Genomic DNA, 20,269 nt, shown 5'->3' on the forward strand with positions numbered 1-20,269 from the left:
AAAAATACTAAAAACCAATTCTCTCCCCAACTGACATAGGCACAGTAGAGACAAAGTAACGCAGTGACGAGTGATGCATAATTCGCCTGATACAGCTCTAGTTTTGACCTTTGATTTTCTTCCAGTATCCTCAACTCCCTTTATTATTTTGTTATCCAATTTTCTACTCTTCACTCACAAACAATTCATCTACTGTGGTATCCAATACTTTGGCTAAATTAAACGCCAACTGCAGTGTTGGATCATATTTGTTATTTTCAATAGCATTAATCGTTTGCCTCGTTACTTTGCAATGTTTCGCTACATCCTCCTGCGATAGTTTCATTGACTTCCTTAAATCACGAATTCGGTTTTTCATCTTAATTACCGTATTTTCTCTTATAAAAAAGTAAAGTAATCAAGTAGATAATGCAAATACTTAGTAGAAAGGAGAATGGTGAGATTCCTTCATAAGTGTTGCTTCCCCAAAAAGCTGAATAAACCTTCTTCCCCATTTCAAAAACTAACACGGCTATAACTACTGCAAAGGAATAAGATTGTGCTTTCATTTTAATTAATTTTTTCCTTTCATCACCGAGCTGAGGTAACGTACTGATTGTAAAAAAAATGAGTATCAAACTTAAAACTAGCAGTGAAAAAAAGATAATAACAATCCCGTTCAAAATGATTCCTCCTTCAAAATGTAAAAAGTATTTGACACTTATTATACTAACACCCTCCAAAAATGTAAAATACTTTATACATTTTTTAGACCAACACACGCTAATGTCTGAAATACAAAAATGCTTAGAGTCATTATCAACTCTAAGCATTAAAATTAATCTCTATTTAACAAAGACACACCCGCGATACCTGGGTTCGTCATTTCGTATGGGTTCAAGATAAGATCCAATTCTTCTTCAGTAAGCACATCGTATTTTAAGCACAGTTCACGAACGGATTTGCCATTGATGATTGCTTCTCTCGCGATGCGTGCTGCGACTTCGTATCCGATATGTGGATTCACTGCTGTAATGATTCCTGCACTGTTTTCTACATATTCTTTCAAACGCGTTTCATTCGCTTCAATGCCTGATAAACAGTAATCTGTAAAAGCACGGAAAGCGTTGTTCATAATACTGATTGATTGTAATAAGTTAAAAACAAGTACCGGCTCCATTACGTTTAATTCTAGCTGTCCTGCCTCGGATGCAAGGCAAATGGTATGGTCATTACCGATGACTTGGAATGCCACTTGGTTAATCATTTCAGGCATAACAGGATTCACTTTACCTGGCATGATAGAAGAACCTGGTTGACGCGCAGGCAATGAAATTTCGCCTAGACCAGCACGTGGGCCTGATGCCATTAAACGAATGTCATTAGCAATCTTAGACATATTCATCATACAGACTTTTAACGCTGCAGAAACTTCTGTATAAGCATCTGTATTTTGAGTCGCATCGACAAGATGATCAGCTCCAACAAGAGGTAAGCCCGTAATCTCAGCCATATGTTTAACAACACTTTCAATATAAATAGGGTCTGCATTTAGTCCCGTTCCTACAGCCGTTGCCCCCATATTGATTTCATATAAATGCTGACGAGATTGCTGGATCCGTTTAATATCTCTTGTGACTACACGACTGTATGCTTCAAACTCTTGTCCAAGACGAATCGGAACCGCATCTTGCAGATGTGTTCTACCCATTTTAATCACATGATCAAACTGCTTCGCTTTCTCCTTAAATGTCGCAAGCATATGCTCCATCGTTTGTGTCAGTTTTTCCAATGCATTCAATGTAGCAATATGAATCGCTGTTGGGAAAGCATCATTTGTTGATTGTGACATGTTGACATGACTATTCGGACTTAAGTGTAGTGCATAGTCTCCTTTATTCTTCCCTAGTAACTCTAGCGCACGATTGGCAATCACTTCATTGGCATTCATATTAATGGATGTCCCAGCGCCACCTTGAATCGGGTCAACAATAAAGTGATCATGCCATTTACCTTCAATAATTTCATCAGCAGCCTGAACAATAACATTGCCAAGCCCTTCATATAATCTTTTTGTGTCCATATTTGCTAACGCGGCTGCCTTTTTAACCATAGCAATTGCGATGATCAGCTCTTCATGAATGCGATATCCGGTAATTGGAAAGTTTTCAACTGCACGTAAGGTTTGAACACCATAATATGCATCTATTGGCACTTCTTTCGAACCTAAGAAATCGTTTTCAATCCTTACTTTATCATTTGACATTTTTATTTTCGCCTCGCCTATTTTCATCATTTAACTATAGATATATCATCTTGCTTTAAGACGATATACCTCCTAAATAATAGCACAGTCTAATTCTTTTATAAAGGCGGGGAGCCACAAAGATTTTTTCTGCTTACACACTGGTTAAGAAAAAAATAATAAGAGAAAAACTTAATAAAATGAGCAGAATAGTATGAAGGAAAATACCAATCACACTGCATACTTTTCCAGCAGAAATTAACTTTCTTCCTTCAGGTCCATTAATATTGCACAATAACTTTGATGCATAGATGCTACCAAAGATACCTATAACAAGTCCAATATACGGTGTGATGATAGAAAGTATTCCTAAAATAAGAGAGAGATGAACTTTTGACACATGTACGCCTCTTTTCAAAAGTAAGCTTATAGGTTCATCTTATTACACGATAAATATTTATATACGGAAAAATGGCTCAAATGATGAGAGAGGTTCATTCTAAGAGGTTTTTGATACATTTTTTGGGATCGGAATTACACAAGGTAAAAACTTCACGAACCTAGTCATCATCAATCGGCCCGAATTGGTTATAATCAAGCTTTGTTTAAATCATAAACCTTCCATATTGGCCTACCTTATATTAAACGAACACCGGATGAAAATAGATCACTGGCTCTTCATATGGATGGATGCGTTTGATGATCGTTTTCACTTCTTCCATCTGGCTATATAGGCAACGAAATTCCATCTTACATTCAGTCCCAAACGAGATGTTCCCAATTTGGCCGAAGTAAGGATTTGCGTCTTCTAAAGGTCTATAGTAACCTTTTACCGCTGAGTAGGATATAACATGATCATAATTCCCTACTGTTAATGTTCCTATTGCATTCAATTCATCTCTTAATCTCACAATATATTCGCCTGGTATTAAAACTTCGACTTTTACAAATTCAAATTCCATGAAGTTTCACCTACCATTTAAAAGACACGCTTTGAAAAAGCGAAATAGTCAATATCACTGTTGTTAAAGTGCCAGCAGTCATCAAAGTAATTAACTTCGAGCGACTATTTTCCGTTTTTAAAACTTCATTCGATACCGCAAGCCATATAACGATAGATGCGATTGCAATAATTGATAGCATTCCTGTAGACATCTTTTATCCCCCCCAGGATTTTTTTAGATTCTTCTCTACTATTCTATACGATTTTGTGAGACATTTAGTTTCAAAAAGTAAAAATTAGTCTTAAGTCTGAGTCAGGGTTACGGCATTAGCATGAGTTGCATTAGGGTTTTTGCTAAATCAAGCTAATATTTTAATTTTCGCTGGTGGCTTGGTGTTATCCATCTTGCTATGTTCGCATTTTTTATTTGACAACACATTCTTGTGGTTTTCATTACTCTTGTGTTCTTATTCCCCATTTCACAACACTTCTTCGCATTTTTCTCTACTCTTGTGTTCTTATTTCTGAATTACACACACATCCTTGTGGTTTTCATTACTCTTGTGTTTTTATTCCCCATTACCCAACACTTCTTCGCCTTTTTCTCTACTCTTGTGTTCTTATTTCTGATTTACAAACACATCCTTGTGGTTTTCATTACTTTTGTGACCGTATTTCTGATTTGACAATACTTCTTCGCGTTTTTCTTTACTCTTGTGTTCTTATTTCTGATTTACAAACACATTCTTGTGGTTTTCATTACTCTTGTGTTCTTATTCCCCATTTCACAACACTTCTTCGCCTTTTTCTCTACTCTTGTGTTCTTATTTCTGATTTACAAACACATCCTTGTGGTTTTCATTACTCTTGTGTTCTTATTCCCCATTTCACAACACTTCTTCGCCTTTTTCTCTACTCTTGTGTTCTTATTTCTGAATGACAAACACATTCTTGTGGTTTTCATTACTCTTGTGTTCTTATTCCCCATTTCACAACACTTCTTGCCCTCCTTCCACCCATTTGAGTGGACATTCTCTTTTGAGCAAACTTACTGGCGAATTATTTAACCCTTTAATCCTTTCCCTCAATATACCACCCTACCTGATTCAGATCTCATCCCCCTACCCAAATATAAAAAAACACCCCTAGCACTCTAGGGATGCAACTGATTATATAACGATCTTACTTAACTCCAAAACCCGTGTTTCTTCTCCATCAACACTCCCCCAAGTTTGCTTTAAGTAGAGTTCGGCGATCGCTTCATATTTACCCTTAAATTTCTGCGCATATTCTAATGCGATGACACTTTCATAAAGATGAGCCATTATTTTCATTAATGGTTTCGCTTGAAGTTGCTGCACTAGGGGATCAGCTTTAGCGAATTGTTCCAGCTGTTGTTTCACTTCAGCAAACTTTACTTCAACGAGTGCGGTCTGTTCACCTTTAGCTAGTAAAGCAATTCGATCAAACGTTTGATTGATAAATAGTTCGTCTGCAGAAAATTTATTAACGAGACGGATTAATTCCTGACCGAGTATGTTCGCCGTGCCCTCCCATACCGTTAGCACTTGGGCATCTCGTAAAAGCCTTGGGGTGATAAAATCCTCTATATAACCGTTTCCTCCATGCATCTCTATTGCTTCATGGGCAAAATGAATCGCATTTTCTGCTGATTCTTTTTTCAAAAGGGCAATATAGAGTCGATGTAGAATAACCTCCGAATCGCTTGCCTCACCCGCTACAACCTTGTCGTATAGTTCTACTAAATCAAAAATTGCGACGACTTCTACCTCAAGCTTTGCCTTAAGTTGAGAAAGTGTTTGTTGAATCATTGGCAAATCAATCAACTTTTGACCGAACGCTTCCCTAGCTATGGCATACTGCTTTGCTTCCTCATACGCTCGCTTCATGATGCCGATCGATGCGACAGCATTACATATCCGAGAAAGGTTTAATGCTTCCATCATATAGTAAAAACCTTTTGATTCATCGCCAACTGCATAGGCAACACTACCATCAAATTCTACTTCTCCAGATGGGACAGCACGCACACCCAATTTATCTTTTAATCTTCTAATGCGAAGATGATTTAGCTCGCCATTGTCTTTTTTCCACGGAACAGCGAACAATGTTAAGCCCCGCGTTCCTTCTTTGGCGCCTTCCTTTCTTGCTAACACCATTGCTACACCACATTGGCCAGCATTGGAAGCAAAGTATTTCTCACCAAACAACCGGTATTGTCCCTCTTCTTTTACTGCTCTCACGACATTTGCACCTACATCTGACCCGCCTTGCCGTTCAGTTAAAAAAGTCGCTCCCTCGTATAATTCCTCATCAGCATTTGTTGCACACAGATGTGGTAAAAAGCGTTTCTTCACTTCTTCATTCCCATAATGATCCAATAGATAGGCGGTCGCCATTGATAAAGTAACTGGACAATAAAATCCTGGCTCTGTTTGTGAAAGGAGATACCCTTGCGCATAACTGTAAATATAGTTGCCTTTTCTACCAAGCTCAGGGATTTCCTTATGCACATAGCCCACCATACCCGTACCGTATGATTCTTTTACTGTTTGTTTGTAGCCGCTATTCACCCACACTTCAGAAACTTCTTCACCATAGCGGTCATACTGTTTTAGCACTGGTTGTCCTTCTCGATCAGTGTATTTAGCACGTTCATCAATCGGACCAGCACATTGCGCGCCGTACGCTGTTAATTTTTCAACTGCGTAATCAAAAAACGCAGGAGGAAGCTTTTCTCTTAAAATATGAAGTAACGTCTCGTCTTCTTTGAAAAAATTAGTCGCATAGTCACTTTTCTTTTCCGGTTCCTTCAATACTTTCATACTTGCTCCACCCCTTCTTTTAACACTCTTTTTAATATTTTTCCTGACGCATTTCTTGGCAACATGTCAACTTGATGGTAGGAACGTGGGATTTTATATTTTGCTAGATGGTCAACGAGGAATCGATTGAGCTCCTCACTATTTACCTCTTCTGTTGCTGAGAAGAAGGCTGTTACGGTTTCTCCCCATTCTCGGTGTGGGAGACCGATAATCGCAACTTCTTGCATAGTGGGATACTTCATCATAACGTCCTCGATTTCTTTAGGATAAATATTTACACCACCTGAGATAATAACATCCTTTTTACGATCGACTATCCATATATAGCCCTCTTCATCCCGTCTTGCTAAATCCCCAGTCTTTAACCAGTCACCGTTAAATGTTTCTTTTGTTAATGCCATATTTTTGTAGTAACCCACCATGTTGCCTTCTCCACGCAAGACAATTTCTCCAACTTCACCTGCCGGGATCACTTGACCGTGTTCATCAACAATTCTTAACTCGGTATGAAGGGGTGCTCGCATACCAATGCTACCTGTCTTTTCTCCATGCTCTTCAGGTAACATGATGGCGCCACTTGGTCCTGCTTCCGTTAAGCCATACACGCTTGTTAGTCGATCCGTGTGAAATCTTTCAGCAATAAGATCAATTTGTTCCTTGGCAAGCGGCGCTCCTCCGTAAACCCACCATTTCATCGTTGATAGGTCGTAGTTTTTTATTTCTGGGTGTTGTGCGGTCAGTAAATAAGCGACCGGTGCACCAAAAAAGTGTGTTGTTCGGTAAGTTGCAACCGCTTTCAAAAGTAGGTCTGGTGTAAAGGTAGGAGTAATGACAACTGCTGCCCCGACAACCGTTGCTGACATGAGGAATAAATGTAGGGGGGCTGAATGCGTTAATGGCATCATTAAAAGCATTTTACTATCTGGTTTTACTTCCATTTCAACCGCAATCATTTGCGCCACTGTTAAAATATTGCGGTAGCTAAAAAGAACACCCTTAGGATCACCTGTAGTTCCAGATGTATAAAGAATGGTACTGTAATCATCTTCCGTTAGATTACACTCAACCTCTTTTCCAGGAGAAAGGGCCAATAACTGCTCAAAGCTTTCCCAATTCTGCGCATGCTCTCCCGTTTTAATCTTCAATGGTACTTTTTCAATACTCTCAACTGCTGGAAAAATAATCTCATGTGCGAAAATAGCTTTCGCTTCACAATGATCGACAATGTACTGCACCTCATCCAATGTGAACTTGGCATTAATCGGTATAACAACAGCACCCACTCTTTGCACAGCAAAATAGGTAATGATAAATTCAAATGTATTAGGCATAAACAAACAGACATTGTCTCCTTTATCAATTCCTCTTTCCAATAAACCGTTTGAAAGCGCATTTACTTTATCGTTTAACTCTTGAAAAGTAAGACTTCCTTCAAAACCAATTACTGCCTGTGCTTGAGGATACTTTCTGGCATTTCTTGCGACTAATTGCGAACTATTCATGACGATCCCTCTCTTCTACTAGTTTTTCGAGCCTTTCACTAAAGCTCTTCTTCAAAGACAGCAACTCTTCTTTCATTTCCAACAGTTCTTCAATGGCTTGATCAATTTGCTTGATGCGCTGATTACCATAAGTAATCGTACGTTCTAACTGGGCCATACCGGTTCTGTCATAATCAAATAGCAGCACCATTTCTTTAATTTCTTCCAATGAAAAACCATACCGCTTTCCACGAAAAATCAACTTTAACTTGGCACACTCTTTCTTTGTATACAAACGATGATTGCCTTCAGAACGAGTCGAGCTAATTAACCCTAGCTCTTCATAATAGCGAATCGTCCTTGTGGAAACATCAAATTTTGCAGCTACTTCACGTATTGTCTTCAGTCATCAGCACCTCCTTTTTCTTAGTATACAATTGACGTTAACGTTAACTTCAAATGTTTTTTGTCTATTATCAAAATTCTTATATTTAAACAAAAAAGAATGATATCTGTCTTAGATATCATTCTTCTCTGTTCTTATGCTTTTTTTTATTCCAATCAAAAGGAATGTTGGTCCATTCAAAAAATAGATACCCAAGAAACACCAATAAACTTACCATTATATTCTCAAACCAAGAAATGGGCTGACTACTTATTAATTGCCATATCGTTCCCGTTAAAAAGAAGATCACCGCAAAAGAAAGGCTATTCTTTAGCATGATTTCCCCCCTTATGTAAATAAGTTATTTTCTCCCTATCTTTATCATTATTTTGATCAGCACGATAACTATCTTTAGAAGAAGCTTGATAAACCTTTAAATATTGCTCGTGATTTAATAAATAATACTTACTATTATCAACTTGTTGTAGCATTAATTCTGCTAAGGGAATTCCAGCAAAGCTAGGTAACGTATCGATAATTCCAAACTCAACCGACAAACCCTCTTTCATAAATTCATGTTCATGCAAATCGACTAATTGATATCCCAGCGATACCATCACATCAACAATCTTTGGCCACTCAAAAACATTCTGATCCGGAGGTACGGCCCACCCTCGCTCATCACCTGGCACATGAATATCTAAATCTCTTGCTTGCCAATCCACTCCTGTCAAATGCTCAAGCCCCACCGAACCCATTAACAAAGGAATGATATTCACTTGATTCAGCGCTTCTGTTATTCTTAAAAACTCTTTAAATTTAAGACTGTCCACATGTGGCCCCCCTTTTCCTTTGATAATGATTTAAGATTACTAGATTATGTACATTTTACTCTCATATCATGCTGCGATTTTTCTGCGATGTATGCCTTTCACTTTACTCTTTCCTGTTGGCTTTGATTTTCTTTTTGTTTTGCTCATATTTTGTGGAGACTCTCAATTAGTCCCGATTTCTTCTTTTGCCCGACTCATTTCCTACTGAGACTCTCGATTAGTCCTGATTTCCTCTTTTGCCCGACTCATTTCTTGCTGAGACTCTCGATTAGTTCCGATTTCTTCTTTTGCCCGACTCATTTCCTGCTGAGACTCTCGATTAGTCCTAATTTCCTCTTTTGCCCGACTCATTTCCTGCTGAGACTCTCGACTAGTACTGATTTCCTCTTTTGCCCGACTCATTTCTTATTCAGGCTCTCTATTAGTTTCAATTTGCCTCATTTGTCATAGCATGTTACTTAAAATAATAAGAGTGAAGGATGAGAGACATGATATACTCTGATCGATCGTCGGTTACATTTATCGATTGTACATTACTTATCAAATGATTACGCCGCAGTAAGCCTTCTTTCTTGTTATCTCTCATTAACGAGATCGATGAAGTAATCGTCAATGCATTTGTGGTCCAGGTTTCCTCTTCTATTTCAAAAAAAATCACTTCCTTCAGCTTAGACATATTTTTCACATTCATTACTGTGTTAGCTTTGCCAATTACGATACCATTTTTGTAAATCAGCCATTGCTCCTGTTGAGAAAACCCCCTACTTCTTTTCCAACGTACATCAAAGGAATCCTCTTCTATATATATGCGCAAAGATAAATACCAGCGTAAATCAAAGATATCACTCACAACATATTGCCATCTCTGCGTAAAATATTGCTGAATGAAACCGCGTTTTTCCTCACCCTTAAAAAGCGGCTTTTTATTCATGAATGTTCGTTGCAGATGATAAAACGACCACCCGTCTTTATCGGGAGGTTGATAGTTATCTTCTTTTCCAGCCATCCGTTTACTTACTAAATAAATAATAAGCGCGGTTGTTGGGAATAAAAATATCGTAGCCCAATGCCACAAGTTAAATGCATTAAACAGCATGAAGCGTACAAACAAAATGAACGATAGCAAAACAAATAATAAATTTAACTTAACCAACCAAACACCCCTTCGTTTACATACGAAAAAAATGGTAAATAGTTTCAATTCTAAATAAAAAAGCCTACTTCTAAAGTAGACTTCATCGTTCAAAACCATAACTCTCTTCCACCTTGCAAATACGCACCTGATAGTTCTCATACCAGTCCGATTTTCCTTTTTCCTGTGCGACTTTATGGGCCGCATGGTCCTTCCACCTTTTAATATCCTCAAATGTTGCCCAATATGAAACAGTAATTCCTAATTGTGAGTCCCTGGCACTTTCGATCCCGAGGAAGCCTTCTTCCTTTTGCGCTAAATCCTCCATGGCCAATGCCATTTTTTCATATCCGTTATCGCCAATTGTCCTTTTGGAAGTAAAGATCACAGCATAATATGTTGATGGTAGCTCCTGCATGATTGACCTCCAATAAATAAGATATTATTTACAAATATAATGTAAAAATAGTACAGGCACAGCTAGTTTATATTTCGTTTCAACAGACACCGAGTTGCGATCAGCAAGAAAATTCTTGATGTCTTCTTCGCTCACTCCTGTATAAATAGAAATCGTTTTGACACTAATACCATAATTTGTTTGCAAAACGTCAATGACCGCTTGCAAACGACTATCCACATCACAAGCAAACATGCCAGAAGTTAATAAAGCTAAAAGGTGATTGAAGTCCATACGTCTATCTACACCATGAAGCTCTCCCCAATCACAAGTACTATCTTTTTTTCTATACTTCTCTATAGCCATCTGATTAATGCCAGATATTTTCTCTAATGTTTGCGCATCCATTCTCAACTCATTCATCAACACGGTGATAAAATCCCTCGGGTCATTAATGGAAAAAAGCCTTTGTGGATCTTTCAAGTACAGCACCACCTATTTGTATATAATGGTAATAATAATCCATTTTGAGGAGGTTTTTCTATGAATCAGACTGTTACATTCTCCATGCAAGTAAAAGGAATGTCTTCACCACTTACCGAAACCTTTACGCTTGAAGAACTATCTCTACATAAACAGATGGCAACCGAAGAGCTAGAGAACAGAGTAGATGCCATTTTTCAAACGTGGGTTTGGAGTCATATTAGCTTTTCTCAAACCATCAATCATTAACAACATCAAACCCTTAACTCACCACGGAAACCTCTAGCCCCGTAGTATGAATCGGCGCCGTTATGGTAGACAAATACATGATCATAGCGGCGGTCACAAAATAATGCACCTCCGAGGTTTCTAATATTCTCTGGAGTCTGTATCCAGCTAGATGTTTTAAGGTCAAAATTTCCTAGCTGCTGCAATGATTCATACTGTTCTTCAGTAAGAATTGTAATGCCCATCTCATTTGCTAAATCCATCGCGCTCGTTTCTGGCTTATGTTTTTTTCTTGCCTCAAGTGCCTCTCTGTCATAACAAACACTGCGGCGCCCCTTTGGACTTTCTTTTGAACAATCGAAAAAGAGGTACTCGCATGTGGATTCATCATAGCCCACCACATCAGGTTCACCTTCTGTTCTCTCCATTTCATGAAGGGACCACAGCTTGTCTGGCTGTGCTACTAGTTTTTCTTGCACGTTCTCCCATTCAATACCTTCATGTCTTTCCAAGTTTTTCTCAAAACGTAATTTTAAAATGGATAATAACTCTTCTTGGTTTTCTGTTGATAACTTTTTAGTCATTCTTTTTAACCTTCCTTTATCTCATACTTTTTCGTACGAATTGTAGTAGTTTTTCTTTTCCATGTAAGCATTGCTCCATCGTTACAATACAAAAATATGGTTGACACATCAAGTCCCCTAAGAAGCAATCATCATATATAACCTGTACAAACAAGGTTTTCCTTGGGGAAGACTCAGCTAAATCACGATAGATATTACTTATCTCTTCATCTACTGTCCTTGTGACGGCCAGTTTCCCCGTTAGACTCTGCCACCATACTTTAAAAGATTGATAAACTTCATTAAAGCTTATATAATCCATAAACAAGCCTTCAAAAAAGAAGTTTTTATAATTATAAAATAATTTTTCTCCATTAAATCGATTCTCCGCCACAAGCTGAACCGTTTCTGCCCACTTCTCTTTATAGCTATCTTCAAAGTTTTGACTAAAAGCATACTCTCTAATCATATAAGGAAATCTGCGCTCATTCTTTTTCGTCTGATTACCATATATATTTTGAATATAGATAAAAAAATTTAACGCAGGACAGGCTTCAGTCATAATATAGAATTCCTTATTCATCTAGCCACCACCTGACCTCCAATTGTGTATACGGTTTTGCTTTTACAAAATGCTGCTCAATAAAAGAAAGCACGCGGTCATTGCCAGGCACAGTTATTTGCTGAAGTGCCACCTCGAATGTGAACCAGGCATAATCGCTATGCTCTTCGTTCAACTTCACCTGCTCTTCTTCGCCAACAAAGCCCACAAAAACCGGCGCCATATAGATAAAATCACTTTTTGGATGATAGTATTGCTCAAATGTATTGCTGACATATAAACGAATATCCGGTAGGCCCGTTTCTTCTCTCACTTCTCTTAATGCTGCTTCCCTTGCCTTCTCATCTTCTTCAATAGCACCATTCGCCATGAAAAGGCTCTGTATTCCTTTTCATAAGCAGGACCAACGTATCATTCTCATACTTTTTTAATAAAACAACGGCTATGCCATTACAGTAAATGGGGAGATTCGTCATAGAAAAACACCTCACTTATTTATTCGATTAGATAAAGCCATTTCCTTTAAAGGGTTTGCTTTTACTAGTGTCGAAATTGAAATATACAATTGTAAACCTTTATTTACTTCCAAAGGAGACTGGACACTAAGATGATACCTTTGATATATGACCAAATGTACAAAATGGGACCGGGAGATAAATTTTTATTATCTATCATTCACACTTTACAGATTCATCATTTAGCAGATTTAGGATGTGGTACAGGGAGATTAACGAGTTACTTAGATACGAAGGGATATGAAATTACGGCAATTGATCCCGATAATGAGGCGATCGACGTCGCTAAAGGTAAAGGGTTAACAAATGTCCAATGGCTCGTAGGCGATAGTCGACTCTTGCAGGCAAACACCTACGATGCTGTCATCATGACAGCAAATGTTGCCCAAGTATTTTTAACAGATGAAAGCTGGGCAAAAACGCTTTCTGATATCCATCAGGCTTTACAACCTAATGGCTCCCTTATTTTTGATTGCCGCAACCTTCATGCAAAAGAATGGGAGAACTGGATGGAGGATGAGACACCTGACTATACAAATCATCCCTATACTGGAGAGAAACTTACCATTATTTCTTCCTATGAAGGAATGGAAGATGATGTTTTCACCTTCTATGAGACCGTTCAGTATTGTGACAACGGTGAACTCTTCACTAGGAGAAAGCATCAAATAAGGTTTCGCACGCTCAAAGATATTGAAGGCTCTTTAACAAGAGCCGGGTTTACGATCAAATCATGTTACGGAGATTATCAAGATAAACAAGCGAATGATGATTCCGTTAGTTTTGTTTTTCACTGTATGAAATAAAGTGAGTAAAGTCAGTGGTGTGGTCACTGGATTTTTTTAGCATGCTTGCTCTATTTCGCTACTGCCTCAAATGTAATCGATTGATGAGCATTAGTAGGATATAGCCCTTGTTCATAATCGGCTGAAATAATGATGCTGTGGAAACCCGTTGCCTCAAGAATGGTCTTAAACTCTTCGACTCCATACCAACGTAGGGGAAAATGTTCCAATTCTGTTTGTATCAGCTGCCCATCTCTCCATTTTTCATAACGATGGTGAGAAACTGTGTACTGTCCTATATAATCGACTTCAATCACCTTTTTCTCCAGCGTAATTACATCGCCATTTTCTGTTCTCCATGTCTTAGTCGATGCTTGATTTAGAGTAACGCCCGGTTGTAAAAAAATATCTACAATCAACTTTCCACCTGTCGAGAGATGGTGGTGGAAATTCTTTAATGCCTTTATAGAGTCCTCTCGTTCATGCAGCAATAGAAAAGTACCTGTTGGAATAATTATCGCTTCATATTTTGTTGGTAAACTAAACGACTCCATTTTCCCACTAAATACATTGGTCTCAAGCCCCCTTTCTGCACAATGACGCCGACATATACGGAGCATCTCATCTGATACATCAAACCCTTCAACCGTAAAACCCGCTTCTAAAAGGGGAATAAGCGTCCTCCCCGTACCCACTCCAGGTTCAAGAATCCTGCCTTTACAAGTAGCTAATCTATCTCGGTAAAAGGCAATGTCTCCAAATGTTGAACCTATATTTTTATCTAAATCATATACTTCAGCAGAAAGTTTACTATAATAACTTAACAATGACTCTCACATCCTTCCTAAAGGAGCATGTCTAATTTATTTTTACTAGATGAATAATAATAAATGTCTTTACCTTTACTCTTTGCGTATTGTATTTCCTTTCGTGTACTCTCTCCAATGTATTCATCCTCATTAATTACATAAATGGCGTCACTCAAATCAATCTTTCTTAAATGTAACTCTTGTAGCATATGTAACTTCTCATTCGATAAATAAATGTCATCACTATGTTCAAAGAAACCAAGACTTAAAACGATATGACCATGGTAAGTCAATGTCGCTTCTGTATGTATAAATTGTTGTTTAAATTTGGTTGAACCACAAAGTGTTATTATCAGCCGCATACCCTTCTCATTTAGTCATTTAACAAATTATACTATATTACTAAATATTTAGAAATTTAAACAACGAGTACTGATTTCGTGAAAGATTATAAGAAGGCTGAACCCCTCGCGTTAGGTTCAGCCTTTTTAGTCTTTATTTCCCTATAAACATCTGCACCCAATTATGACCATTACTCTCATAACCTATGCCGATTTCTGTAAAATTACCGTTTAATATATTTGCTCTATGACCTTCAGAGTTCATCCAGCCTTGGACAACCGCTTTAGGTGATGTATAGCCTTTAGCAATATTTTCACCCGCAGTAAGATAGGTAACCCCATTTGCCGTTAACATTTCAAATGGTGTTCCATATGTGGGAGAAGTATGACTAAAGTAGTTGTTATCGGCCATATCCTTCGCCTTCAAATACGCAACTTTGGAAACGTCTCCATTAAGTTTTAATGCAGGCAACCCGTTATTAGCACGCTCTACATTTACCAATGATACGACTTCATTCATGTATTGCTCATGATTTCCTGCAGACGCATTTCCGTCATTTTCTTCCTCTGGGTCTGTTACTCCGGGCTTCTCTTCTTCCGGTTCAGCCGCCTCTGGTTTTTCTTCCTCTGGCTCAGTCACTTCCGGTTTTTCTTCTTCCGGTTCAGTCGCCTCTGGTTTTTCTTCCGGCTCAGTTACTTCCGGTTTCTCTTCTTTCGGTTCAGTTGCCTCTGGTTTTTCTTCCTTTGGCTCAGTTACTTCCGGTTTCTTTTCTTCCGGTTCAGTCGCCTCTGGTTTTTCTTCCTTTGGCTCAGTTACTTCCGGTTTCTCTTCTTTCGGTTCAGTTGCCTCTGGTTTTTCTTCCTTTGGCTTAGATCTATTTTGTTCCTCAACTTTTGGCTTTGATACTTTGTCCGTATTGGCTTGTGGTTTTATAATGTTAGAATCATCTTGTTCCAAAAGTTCTCCGTCTCTTCTCTCAGGTATTTTAATTTTTTGCCCTGGATAGATGAGGTTTTTATTCGTAATTTCTGGGTTCGCATTTAGTAGTTTTTCAAAATTAATATTTAACTTAATGGCAATTCTCCACAAGGAGTCACCCGGTAAAACAGTATAATAAATAGAGCTCGTTTTAGGTAATTGAATGATTTGCTCAGGGAAAATGAGATCTTTATTAGGAATTTGACTATTAACGTCTAATAATTCATAAAAATCAACACGCTGTTCCTCTGAAATGTCCCATAAATTATCACCTTGCTTGACTGTATATTTATCAGCAAATGTGGTCATTGGACTTAAAAAAACAAGGGTAGATAAAGTAATTGCTAGTTTTTTCTTCATTATACGTATGTTGGCCTCCGTTATTCCTCGTATATTACCAACTATTACCTAGGATGACTAGTTTAATAATATTCAATTATAATAGCTTCATTCGTCGACTAATTTGGTTAACCACTTTGTAAATTATACGATAGTAATAATACTGTCAAGTTGCCTTTTGACTATATATTTTAGAAGAATTTTATAAGTTATAAAAAATACCAATTTCTAATGATTTTCTACCTATTCATCAGAGAGTTGCCGATTTAATTGAATTAAAATCTTACTATTTTACAATATGTTCTAACCTCTTATTATAAGAGATTATTTTTAAATTCCGTCGTAGACAACAAAAATGAACGATTGTAAATAAGATATTTTTAGTGTAAAATCACACTAAAAATATGAAGGTGGTTTAAATTGAAACACAAGCTGTTCGTTTTCTTATTAACCGTTAGTCTACTACTGAACATATATTACTTCTGCAAATGGTTCATATTTGAACAATGGTCTGAAGCGACAAGAGAAGAAGCTATCATTTTAAGTGAAATGATACTAAAAACGGTTGAAAGTGAGGATTACTTAGCTTTAAGGGAAAGAGAAAAAATCATTGCCATCGAATCAGATATTAACAAGTTTAAAGGTGGTGTCTTCCCGTATTATATGGAAGTCAGCGTTAGAACTGAGCAACAAACGTACCTATTTTATTGTAGCGATAAGCAATGTTCGAGTATAGAAAATGGAGGTTTGAGTTATTCCATCTATGAAGAGGAAAAACCGCGCCTTCCATTTCAAAATACGGACTAATAAAATTTACTACAATCCAAAATCACCTAATTATATATAGCTCGAAAGAAGGGGGAAGATAAAAAACCTATTTACAGTCGTATATTTGAACCAAAGCACGACAACGGGTGCCGGGACATTCCTCACCACTCTTCTTACCAACAAACAGCGTTCTGATTTAAAACATTTTGTTTTAGCATGGATATCATTTTTATTGCTTGGTTGATTAAGATATATATTAGAACGTAGTTAGGTCGTCCATTTATTTAATGCAGAGTCAAAATGATTCAATTCAAAAATACCACGGCTCATGTCGTATTATTTATTTTGAAAAGCGTGATATAGCTTTAACATCTCCAACAAAATTTCTTTATTATAACCCGTTTTTTCATGAATTTTCATTACCCACTCATCGATACCAACTAATGGACTGTCTTTTATTAGTCCATGATTCGTGCTCAAAAAGCTAATCCAATTTGTAAATTCCCAGTGTGCTACTTCTGTTTGATAGGGAACTCTACATTCGAGTAAGGGAGTGGGCTTAATGAGATTTTGCGAATGTTCAGCTGCATGGAGAAAAACATCACAATCAATCGGGCGTGTATCATATATTTGTTTTGATTCTTTCCCATTTGGTCTATGATAGCGCACCTCAACCATATATTCATTCGGTATCATTTGTATATTAGCACCTGGGAAAAAACCGCCAAGTTTCTCACTTGTGAAATTTTCTCGTTTCTTATCTATTAACACCGGATTTAACCACTGATCCCCCAAATCACATAAGTAGCGGCCACCATTATCGTCCAGTGCAATTACTGCTACATGGGCATTTAGTGTCCCTAGATGATGACCGATTGGAAATGCTTGAATCTTTGCTTGTCGAAAGGCATCCAACAACCAAATGGCTAAATCAAAACAATTACCCGCCAGGCCATATTGATCTCTATGTTCCTTCATTAAGGATAGCTCTCTTTGCTTTCTCTCACCCCCCTTTTGGTAATGCCATATTTTCGTTAGATTTTCCATCGGGAACGTATTAAATTGTTCCCAAACACGCTGAATACTTTCGGTTGCTCTCATTATTATTCACATCCATCTTTCTTTTCTAACCCTTTCTATTCCATCTTTCATAATCCTCCTTTTTCAAGCAAGCTATGAAAATATCATTTGTACATAATGTCATTATATGGTACCTTTTATTTGCAAGATGATTGGTTCAAAAACATACAAACAAGGAGTTAACCATGAGAAGGCTTCTACTACTTACACTTACACCATTACTACTTATTACGCTAACAGCATGTATGAATAAGGACGAGGAAGAAACCACGGATCAACCCGAAGATATCGTCATTCCAACGCAAATTGAGAATAATATATTCAAAGTCAAGCAACCGTTTGAGCCAGCTAAGGCACGAGGTGCAATTACAGCAAATGTGTCTAATAACTACGATATCACTGAGATTGAACTGGGGTTGATGGATATCACTTCTGAATATTTTTCACCAGAAGACCACCTTTATCAATCAGGGCAATACATAGATAGTGACTTGCTCAATGAATTACTTGCTAGAGAGTCTAATGATACGCCTAATGGACTGAACCCCAAAATGAAAGCAACAAAAGATCGACTGGAAGATGAGGAAAAAACCCCTAAAATCATCTCTCATATTCACGAACAAAATTACTTAAATGAAAAAGGTAAAGTTGTTGGGATTTCATTAGCTATTTCTATCAATGATTACTACCATATTCGGGTAATGGATGATGCCGGATTAGTTCACACAGGTGAAGTAAGAGTGAATGATGTTTATAAAGACAAGAGTTACAACGAAAAATATGCGAAAAACATCGCAAAAAATGTTATTTCTGCCGTTAGAGGGATTGAAAATGTCCCTAACGTACCAATTATCTTATCTATCTATGAAGAGGCAGGCCAAAATGAAATTACACCTGGCCAATTTCTTGCTCATACTTATATTGATAAAGGCAAACAAGGTATTGGCAGCTGGGAAGAGGTTGAAAAAGACCAATATGTCTATCCTTCAGATGAATTAAATGAAGTGGATAAAAGTCTCCATGATAGTCTCAATTATCTATCAGATGACCTTCTTACCTACTTCACAAATTTAGATTTGAGATTAAACGGCGATATTAATTATGAGCATGATAATTTAACAAATATAGAATTAAAAATCTATGCACCAGGTATTTCAAAGGCAGAGTTAACGAGCATCCTTAACTTTTGCGGTACGAAAATTAATTCTATAGCAGGCGACCATGTCCCCGTCTCCATTCGCATCATCAATGTAGATGAAGAACTTGGGCTCATGATTTGGGATACAGAGAACAAAGAGATCTTAACGGAAATATTATAAAAGTAGGGCTTCTTCTTTTTTTAAAAAAGGAGGAGCCTTTTCTACTGCATTTAACTGTTTGTCCAATCACTTCCTCTTCTTTATTAATAAAATAATTATAAGTAAAGGAGTGATAACTTGAAGCTATCAGAAACAAAAGGCGTATATGATCTCGTTGTAAGTTTAGGCTGTTGGTGTGGTCCTGCCATCTTCACAAAAGAGCATCACTTAAGAAAAAATTCATTCCCTTTTGATTGGGTACAGTCGCCATATCTTAACATGGTCAATCAGCTACTTAGAAACAGGTTTAAAAATTACATGGAAAAAGATCACATGGAGGAAAAGAATATTACCGCACATTTCGTTCATGAAGGACAAGTCATTTATGAAGAAGGAGGAACCACCCCTGCAAGGGCTCATTTTGTTCATGACCGTCTATATCAAATTGATTCTGTCCACGATTTCCCTATGATCGCCAACCAACAGTGGACCGATCAGTACCCAGCATTCAAGCAAAAGCTCAACAAACGCATTCAAAACTTTCTCAAAAAAATACAAACTAGCAAAAAAACGTTATTCATCCGATATGAATGGGAAATTGCAAAATACGATGACATTATTGAATTGCATACGACCCTCTCCAAAATTACCCGCGGCCCCTTCAACCTCCTTATCATCCAACAAGTAAATATACCATTAGAACGACCACTCATTGATGCGGAATGGCCACATGAAGGAATCTGCTTCGTTAAAATACCCATTAACCATCATTATGATAAACAAATATGGAAGGAAATCCTTACTGGTGTGAGTTTGAGGAAGTAAAGACAGTCGATTATGCACTGTCTTTTTTATTTAGTACTTAGATATCGAAAGGAAATAAGTGTGTAGCTATATTTTGATCACTGCGTCTCTCATCCCTAGACCAATTGGTTTGATTTTCTTATAAATGATAGTAAATTCCGTTTGTTCGGCTTTCGTGGGTGGTTTTCCTTTAAGTGACGTGCAAATCCAGTTTGCTCAGCTTTCATTGAGGGGTTTTTGTTTGAGTGACTCGCCATTTCATTTTGCTAACCTCTCGTTGGGAGATTTCTGTTTGAGTTACTCGCAAATCAGTTTGTTAACCTCTCGTGAACAGATTCCTACTTGAGGGACTCGCAATTCCGGTTTACTTACCTCTCGTGAACAGATTCCCTCTTGAGAGACTCACAATTACAGTTTGTTAACCTCTCCTTTACAGATTCCCATTTGAGAGACTCGCAATTACAGTTTGCTCAC

Annotated in this window: 27 protein-coding genes; 5 read left to right on the forward strand and 22 right to left on the reverse strand. The window is 37.6% G+C overall.

Annotated elements, in window-relative coordinates; all coding sequences use genetic code 11:
* Window positions 1-163: 163 nt before the first annotated feature.
* The 15 genes from MKX29_RS07225 to MKX29_RS07295 all read right to left on the reverse strand — a co-directional run bounded on the left by MKX29_RS07225 (window position 164) and on the right by MKX29_RS07295 (window position 10,724).
* Window positions 164-358, reverse strand: coding sequence for a helix-turn-helix transcriptional regulator (locus tag MKX29_RS07225; RefSeq protein WP_341104853.1), 195 nt, complete (start codon window positions 356-358; stop codon window positions 164-166).
* 1 nt (window position 359) lies between these two features.
* The gene (locus tag MKX29_RS07230) at window positions 360-662 is read right to left on the reverse strand and encodes a hypothetical protein (protein ID WP_341098313.1); all 303 of its coding nucleotides are present in this window, start codon (window positions 660-662) and stop codon (window positions 360-362) included.
* Window positions 663-817: 155 nt separating this feature from the next.
* Window positions 818-2,245, reverse strand: a complete 1,428-nt coding sequence (gene aspA, locus MKX29_RS07235; RefSeq protein ID WP_224938292.1) for an aspartate ammonia-lyase — start codon at window positions 2,243-2,245, stop codon at window positions 818-820.
* Between the two features lie 133 nt (window positions 2,246-2,378).
* Window positions 2,379-2,624 carry a DUF4190 domain-containing protein gene (locus tag MKX29_RS07240; protein ID WP_251163406.1) on the reverse strand — a complete coding sequence of 82 codons (246 nt, stop codon included), beginning with the start codon at window positions 2,622-2,624 and terminating at the stop codon, window positions 2,379-2,381.
* Window positions 2,625-2,865: 241 nt separating this feature from the next.
* Window positions 2,866-3,186, reverse strand: coding sequence for a cytochrome C biogenesis protein (locus MKX29_RS07245; protein ID WP_341104857.1), 321 nt, complete (start codon window positions 3,184-3,186; stop codon window positions 2,866-2,868).
* 10 nt (window positions 3,187-3,196) lie between these two features.
* The gene (locus MKX29_RS07250; RefSeq protein ID WP_095371010.1) at window positions 3,197-3,379 is read right to left on the reverse strand and encodes a hypothetical protein; all 183 of its coding nucleotides are present in this window, start codon (window positions 3,377-3,379) and stop codon (window positions 3,197-3,199) included.
* Window positions 3,380-4,336: 957 nt separating this feature from the next.
* The gene (locus MKX29_RS07255) at window positions 4,337-6,013 is read right to left on the reverse strand and encodes an acyl-CoA dehydrogenase family protein (RefSeq protein WP_341104859.1); all 1,677 of its coding nucleotides are present in this window, start codon (window positions 6,011-6,013) and stop codon (window positions 4,337-4,339) included.
* A complete protein-coding gene (locus MKX29_RS07260) occupies window positions 6,010-7,515 on the reverse strand; it encodes a class I adenylate-forming enzyme family protein (RefSeq protein WP_341104861.1) in 1,506 nt (501 codons plus the stop codon). The genes MKX29_RS07255 and MKX29_RS07260 overlap by 4 nt, the downstream gene beginning before the upstream one ends.
* Window positions 7,508-7,900 (reverse strand): MerR family transcriptional regulator, encoded by a 393-nt coding sequence (locus MKX29_RS07265; protein WP_341108224.1) that lies wholly within the window; start codon window positions 7,898-7,900, stop codon window positions 7,508-7,510. Before MKX29_RS07265 ends, MKX29_RS07260 begins: the two co-directional genes overlap by 8 nt.
* 118 nt (window positions 7,901-8,018) lie before the next feature.
* Window positions 8,019-8,216, reverse strand: coding sequence for a hypothetical protein (locus MKX29_RS07270; protein WP_322910250.1), 198 nt, complete (start codon window positions 8,214-8,216; stop codon window positions 8,019-8,021).
* Complete coding sequence (locus MKX29_RS07275; RefSeq protein WP_341104863.1) at window positions 8,203-8,712, reverse strand: phosphoribosylanthranilate isomerase; 510 nt, start codon at window positions 8,710-8,712, stop codon at window positions 8,203-8,205. Before MKX29_RS07275 ends, MKX29_RS07270 begins: the two co-directional genes overlap by 14 nt.
* Before the next feature lie 201 nt (window positions 8,713-8,913).
* Window positions 8,914-9,114, reverse strand: a complete 201-nt coding sequence (locus MKX29_RS07280; protein WP_341104865.1) for a hypothetical protein — start codon at window positions 9,112-9,114, stop codon at window positions 8,914-8,916.
* A gap of 52 nt (window positions 9,115-9,166) precedes the next feature.
* Complete coding sequence (locus MKX29_RS07285) at window positions 9,167-9,865, reverse strand: hypothetical protein (protein ID WP_341104867.1); 699 nt, start codon at window positions 9,863-9,865, stop codon at window positions 9,167-9,169.
* An 82-nt stretch (window positions 9,866-9,947) separates the two neighbouring features.
* Window positions 9,948-10,262, reverse strand: coding sequence for an antibiotic biosynthesis monooxygenase family protein (locus tag MKX29_RS07290; RefSeq protein ID WP_341104869.1), 315 nt, complete (start codon window positions 10,260-10,262; stop codon window positions 9,948-9,950).
* Between the two features lie 24 nt (window positions 10,263-10,286).
* Window positions 10,287-10,724, reverse strand: coding sequence for an HTH domain-containing protein (locus tag MKX29_RS07295; protein WP_341104871.1), 438 nt, complete (start codon window positions 10,722-10,724; stop codon window positions 10,287-10,289).
* Between the two features lie 60 nt (window positions 10,725-10,784).
* Between MKX29_RS07295 and MKX29_RS07300 the strand changes: the two genes are divergently transcribed.
* Window positions 10,785-10,973: a hypothetical protein gene (locus MKX29_RS07300; RefSeq protein WP_341104872.1), complete on the forward strand. Its 189-nt coding sequence runs from the start codon at window positions 10,785-10,787 to the stop codon at window positions 10,971-10,973.
* Between the two features lie 5 nt (window positions 10,974-10,978).
* Here the strand turns inward: MKX29_RS07300 and MKX29_RS07305 are convergent, their stop codons facing one another.
* From MKX29_RS07305 to MKX29_RS07315, 3 genes are read right to left on the reverse strand one after another with little or no spacing between them, the layout of a single operon-like run.
* Window positions 10,979-11,536 (reverse strand): DUF4256 domain-containing protein, encoded by a 558-nt coding sequence (locus MKX29_RS07305; protein ID WP_341104874.1) that lies wholly within the window; start codon window positions 11,534-11,536, stop codon window positions 10,979-10,981.
* 16 nt (window positions 11,537-11,552) lie between these two features.
* The gene (locus tag MKX29_RS07310) at window positions 11,553-12,098 is read right to left on the reverse strand and encodes a hypothetical protein (protein WP_341104876.1); all 546 of its coding nucleotides are present in this window, start codon (window positions 12,096-12,098) and stop codon (window positions 11,553-11,555) included.
* Entirely contained in the window at window positions 12,091-12,447 is a 357-nt protein-coding gene (locus MKX29_RS07315) for an NUDIX domain-containing protein (protein WP_341104878.1), read from the reverse strand. The genes MKX29_RS07310 and MKX29_RS07315 overlap by 8 nt, the downstream gene beginning before the upstream one ends.
* Window positions 12,448-12,684: 237 nt before the next feature.
* Here MKX29_RS07315 and MKX29_RS07320 point away from each other — a divergent pair, with 237 nt between their 5' ends.
* On the forward strand, window positions 12,685-13,398 hold the full coding sequence (locus MKX29_RS07320) for a class I SAM-dependent methyltransferase (protein WP_341104880.1): 714 nt from the start codon (window positions 12,685-12,687) through the stop codon (window positions 13,396-13,398).
* Between the two features lie 50 nt (window positions 13,399-13,448).
* On the opposite strand, the gene MKX29_RS07325 is transcribed toward MKX29_RS07320, so the two are convergent.
* From MKX29_RS07325 to MKX29_RS07335, 3 genes are all read right to left on the reverse strand, one after another.
* Window positions 13,449-14,204, reverse strand: coding sequence for a class I SAM-dependent methyltransferase (locus MKX29_RS07325; protein WP_341104882.1), 756 nt, complete (start codon window positions 14,202-14,204; stop codon window positions 13,449-13,451).
* Window positions 14,205-14,221: 17 nt separating this feature from the next.
* Window positions 14,222-14,548 carry a hypothetical protein gene (locus MKX29_RS07330; RefSeq protein WP_341104884.1) on the reverse strand — a complete coding sequence of 109 codons (327 nt, stop codon included), beginning with the start codon at window positions 14,546-14,548 and terminating at the stop codon, window positions 14,222-14,224.
* Window positions 14,549-14,681: 133 nt separating this feature from the next.
* Complete coding sequence (locus tag MKX29_RS07335; protein WP_341104886.1) at window positions 14,682-15,866, reverse strand: LysM peptidoglycan-binding domain-containing protein; 1,185 nt, start codon at window positions 15,864-15,866, stop codon at window positions 14,682-14,684.
* 399 nt (window positions 15,867-16,265) lie between these two features.
* Here MKX29_RS07335 and MKX29_RS07340 point away from each other — a divergent pair, with 399 nt between their 5' ends.
* Window positions 16,266-16,652: a hypothetical protein gene (locus tag MKX29_RS07340; protein ID WP_341104888.1), complete on the forward strand. Its 387-nt coding sequence runs from the start codon at window positions 16,266-16,268 to the stop codon at window positions 16,650-16,652.
* A gap of 297 nt (window positions 16,653-16,949) precedes the next feature.
* Here the strand turns inward: MKX29_RS07340 and MKX29_RS07345 are convergent, their stop codons facing one another.
* Entirely contained in the window at window positions 16,950-17,714 is a 765-nt protein-coding gene (locus tag MKX29_RS07345; protein WP_341104890.1) for a hypothetical protein, read from the reverse strand.
* A gap of 164 nt (window positions 17,715-17,878) precedes the next feature.
* Here MKX29_RS07345 and MKX29_RS07350 point away from each other — a divergent pair, with 164 nt between their 5' ends.
* Window positions 17,879-19,012, forward strand: a complete 1,134-nt coding sequence (locus tag MKX29_RS07350) for a CamS family sex pheromone protein (protein ID WP_224938312.1) — start codon at window positions 17,879-17,881, stop codon at window positions 19,010-19,012.
* Window positions 19,013-19,129: 117 nt separating this feature from the next.
* Window positions 19,130-19,816 (forward strand): DUF1796 family putative cysteine peptidase, encoded by a 687-nt coding sequence (locus MKX29_RS07355; RefSeq protein WP_224938313.1) that lies wholly within the window; start codon window positions 19,130-19,132, stop codon window positions 19,814-19,816.
* Window positions 19,817-20,269 lie beyond the last annotated feature (453 nt).

This window comes from Cytobacillus sp. FSL R7-0696, from assembly GCF_038006865.1.
GTDB classification, from domain to species: domain Bacteria; phylum Bacillota; class Bacilli; order Bacillales; family Cytobacillaceae; genus Cytobacillus; species Cytobacillus kochii.

What these genes read in the sequence shown, in the direction of transcription:
- MKX29_RS07250 (WP_095371010.1), bottom strand. Translation starts at nt 3,379, where the DNA reads ATGTCTACAGGAATGCTATCAATTATTGCAATCGCATCTATCGTTATA.
- MKX29_RS07305 (WP_341104874.1), bottom strand. Translation starts at nt 11,536, where the DNA reads ATGACTAAAAAGTTATCAACAGAAAACCAAGAAGAGTTATTATCCATT.
- MKX29_RS07315 (WP_341104878.1), bottom strand. Translation starts at nt 12,447, where the DNA reads ATGGCGAATGGTGCTATTGAAGAAGATGAGAAGGCAAGGGAAGCAGCA.
- MKX29_RS07280 (WP_341104865.1), bottom strand. Translation starts at nt 9,114, where the DNA reads ATGAGTCGGGCAAAAGAGGAAATCAGTACTAGTCGAGAGTCTCAGCAG.
- MKX29_RS07225 (WP_341104853.1), bottom strand. Translation starts at nt 358, where the DNA reads ATGAAAAACCGAATTCGTGATTTAAGGAAGTCAATGAAACTATCGCAG.
- MKX29_RS07245 (WP_341104857.1), bottom strand. Translation starts at nt 3,186, where the DNA reads ATGGAATTTGAATTTGTAAAAGTCGAAGTTTTAATACCAGGCGAATAT.
- MKX29_RS07330 (WP_341104884.1), bottom strand. Translation starts at nt 14,548, where the DNA reads ATGCGGCTGATAATAACACTTTGTGGTTCAACCAAATTTAAACAACAA.
- MKX29_RS07310 (WP_341104876.1), bottom strand. Translation starts at nt 12,098, where the DNA reads ATGAATAAGGAATTCTATATTATGACTGAAGCCTGTCCTGCGTTAAAT.
- MKX29_RS07335 (WP_341104886.1), bottom strand. Translation starts at nt 15,866, where the DNA reads ATGAAGAAAAAACTAGCAATTACTTTATCTACCCTTGTTTTTTTAAGT.
- MKX29_RS07345 (WP_341104890.1), bottom strand. Translation starts at nt 17,714, where the DNA reads ATGAGAGCAACCGAAAGTATTCAGCGTGTTTGGGAACAATTTAATACG.
- MKX29_RS07290 (WP_341104869.1), bottom strand. Translation starts at nt 10,262, where the DNA reads ATGCAGGAGCTACCATCAACATATTATGCTGTGATCTTTACTTCCAAA.
- MKX29_RS07320 (WP_341104880.1), top strand. Translation starts at nt 12,685, where the DNA reads ATGATACCTTTGATATATGACCAAATGTACAAAATGGGACCGGGAGAT.
- aspA (WP_224938292.1), bottom strand. Translation starts at nt 2,245, where the DNA reads ATGTCAAATGATAAAGTAAGGATTGAAAACGATTTCTTAGGTTCGAAA.
- MKX29_RS07260 (WP_341104861.1), bottom strand. Translation starts at nt 7,515, where the DNA reads ATGAATAGTTCGCAATTAGTCGCAAGAAATGCCAGAAAGTATCCTCAA.
- MKX29_RS07255 (WP_341104859.1), bottom strand. Translation starts at nt 6,013, where the DNA reads ATGAAAGTATTGAAGGAACCGGAAAAGAAAAGTGACTATGCGACTAAT.
- MKX29_RS07300 (WP_341104872.1), top strand. Translation starts at nt 10,785, where the DNA reads ATGAATCAGACTGTTACATTCTCCATGCAAGTAAAAGGAATGTCTTCA.
- MKX29_RS07270 (WP_322910250.1), bottom strand. Translation starts at nt 8,216, where the DNA reads ATGCTAAAGAATAGCCTTTCTTTTGCGGTGATCTTCTTTTTAACGGGA.
- MKX29_RS07350 (WP_224938312.1), top strand. Translation starts at nt 17,879, where the DNA reads ATGAGAAGGCTTCTACTACTTACACTTACACCATTACTACTTATTACG.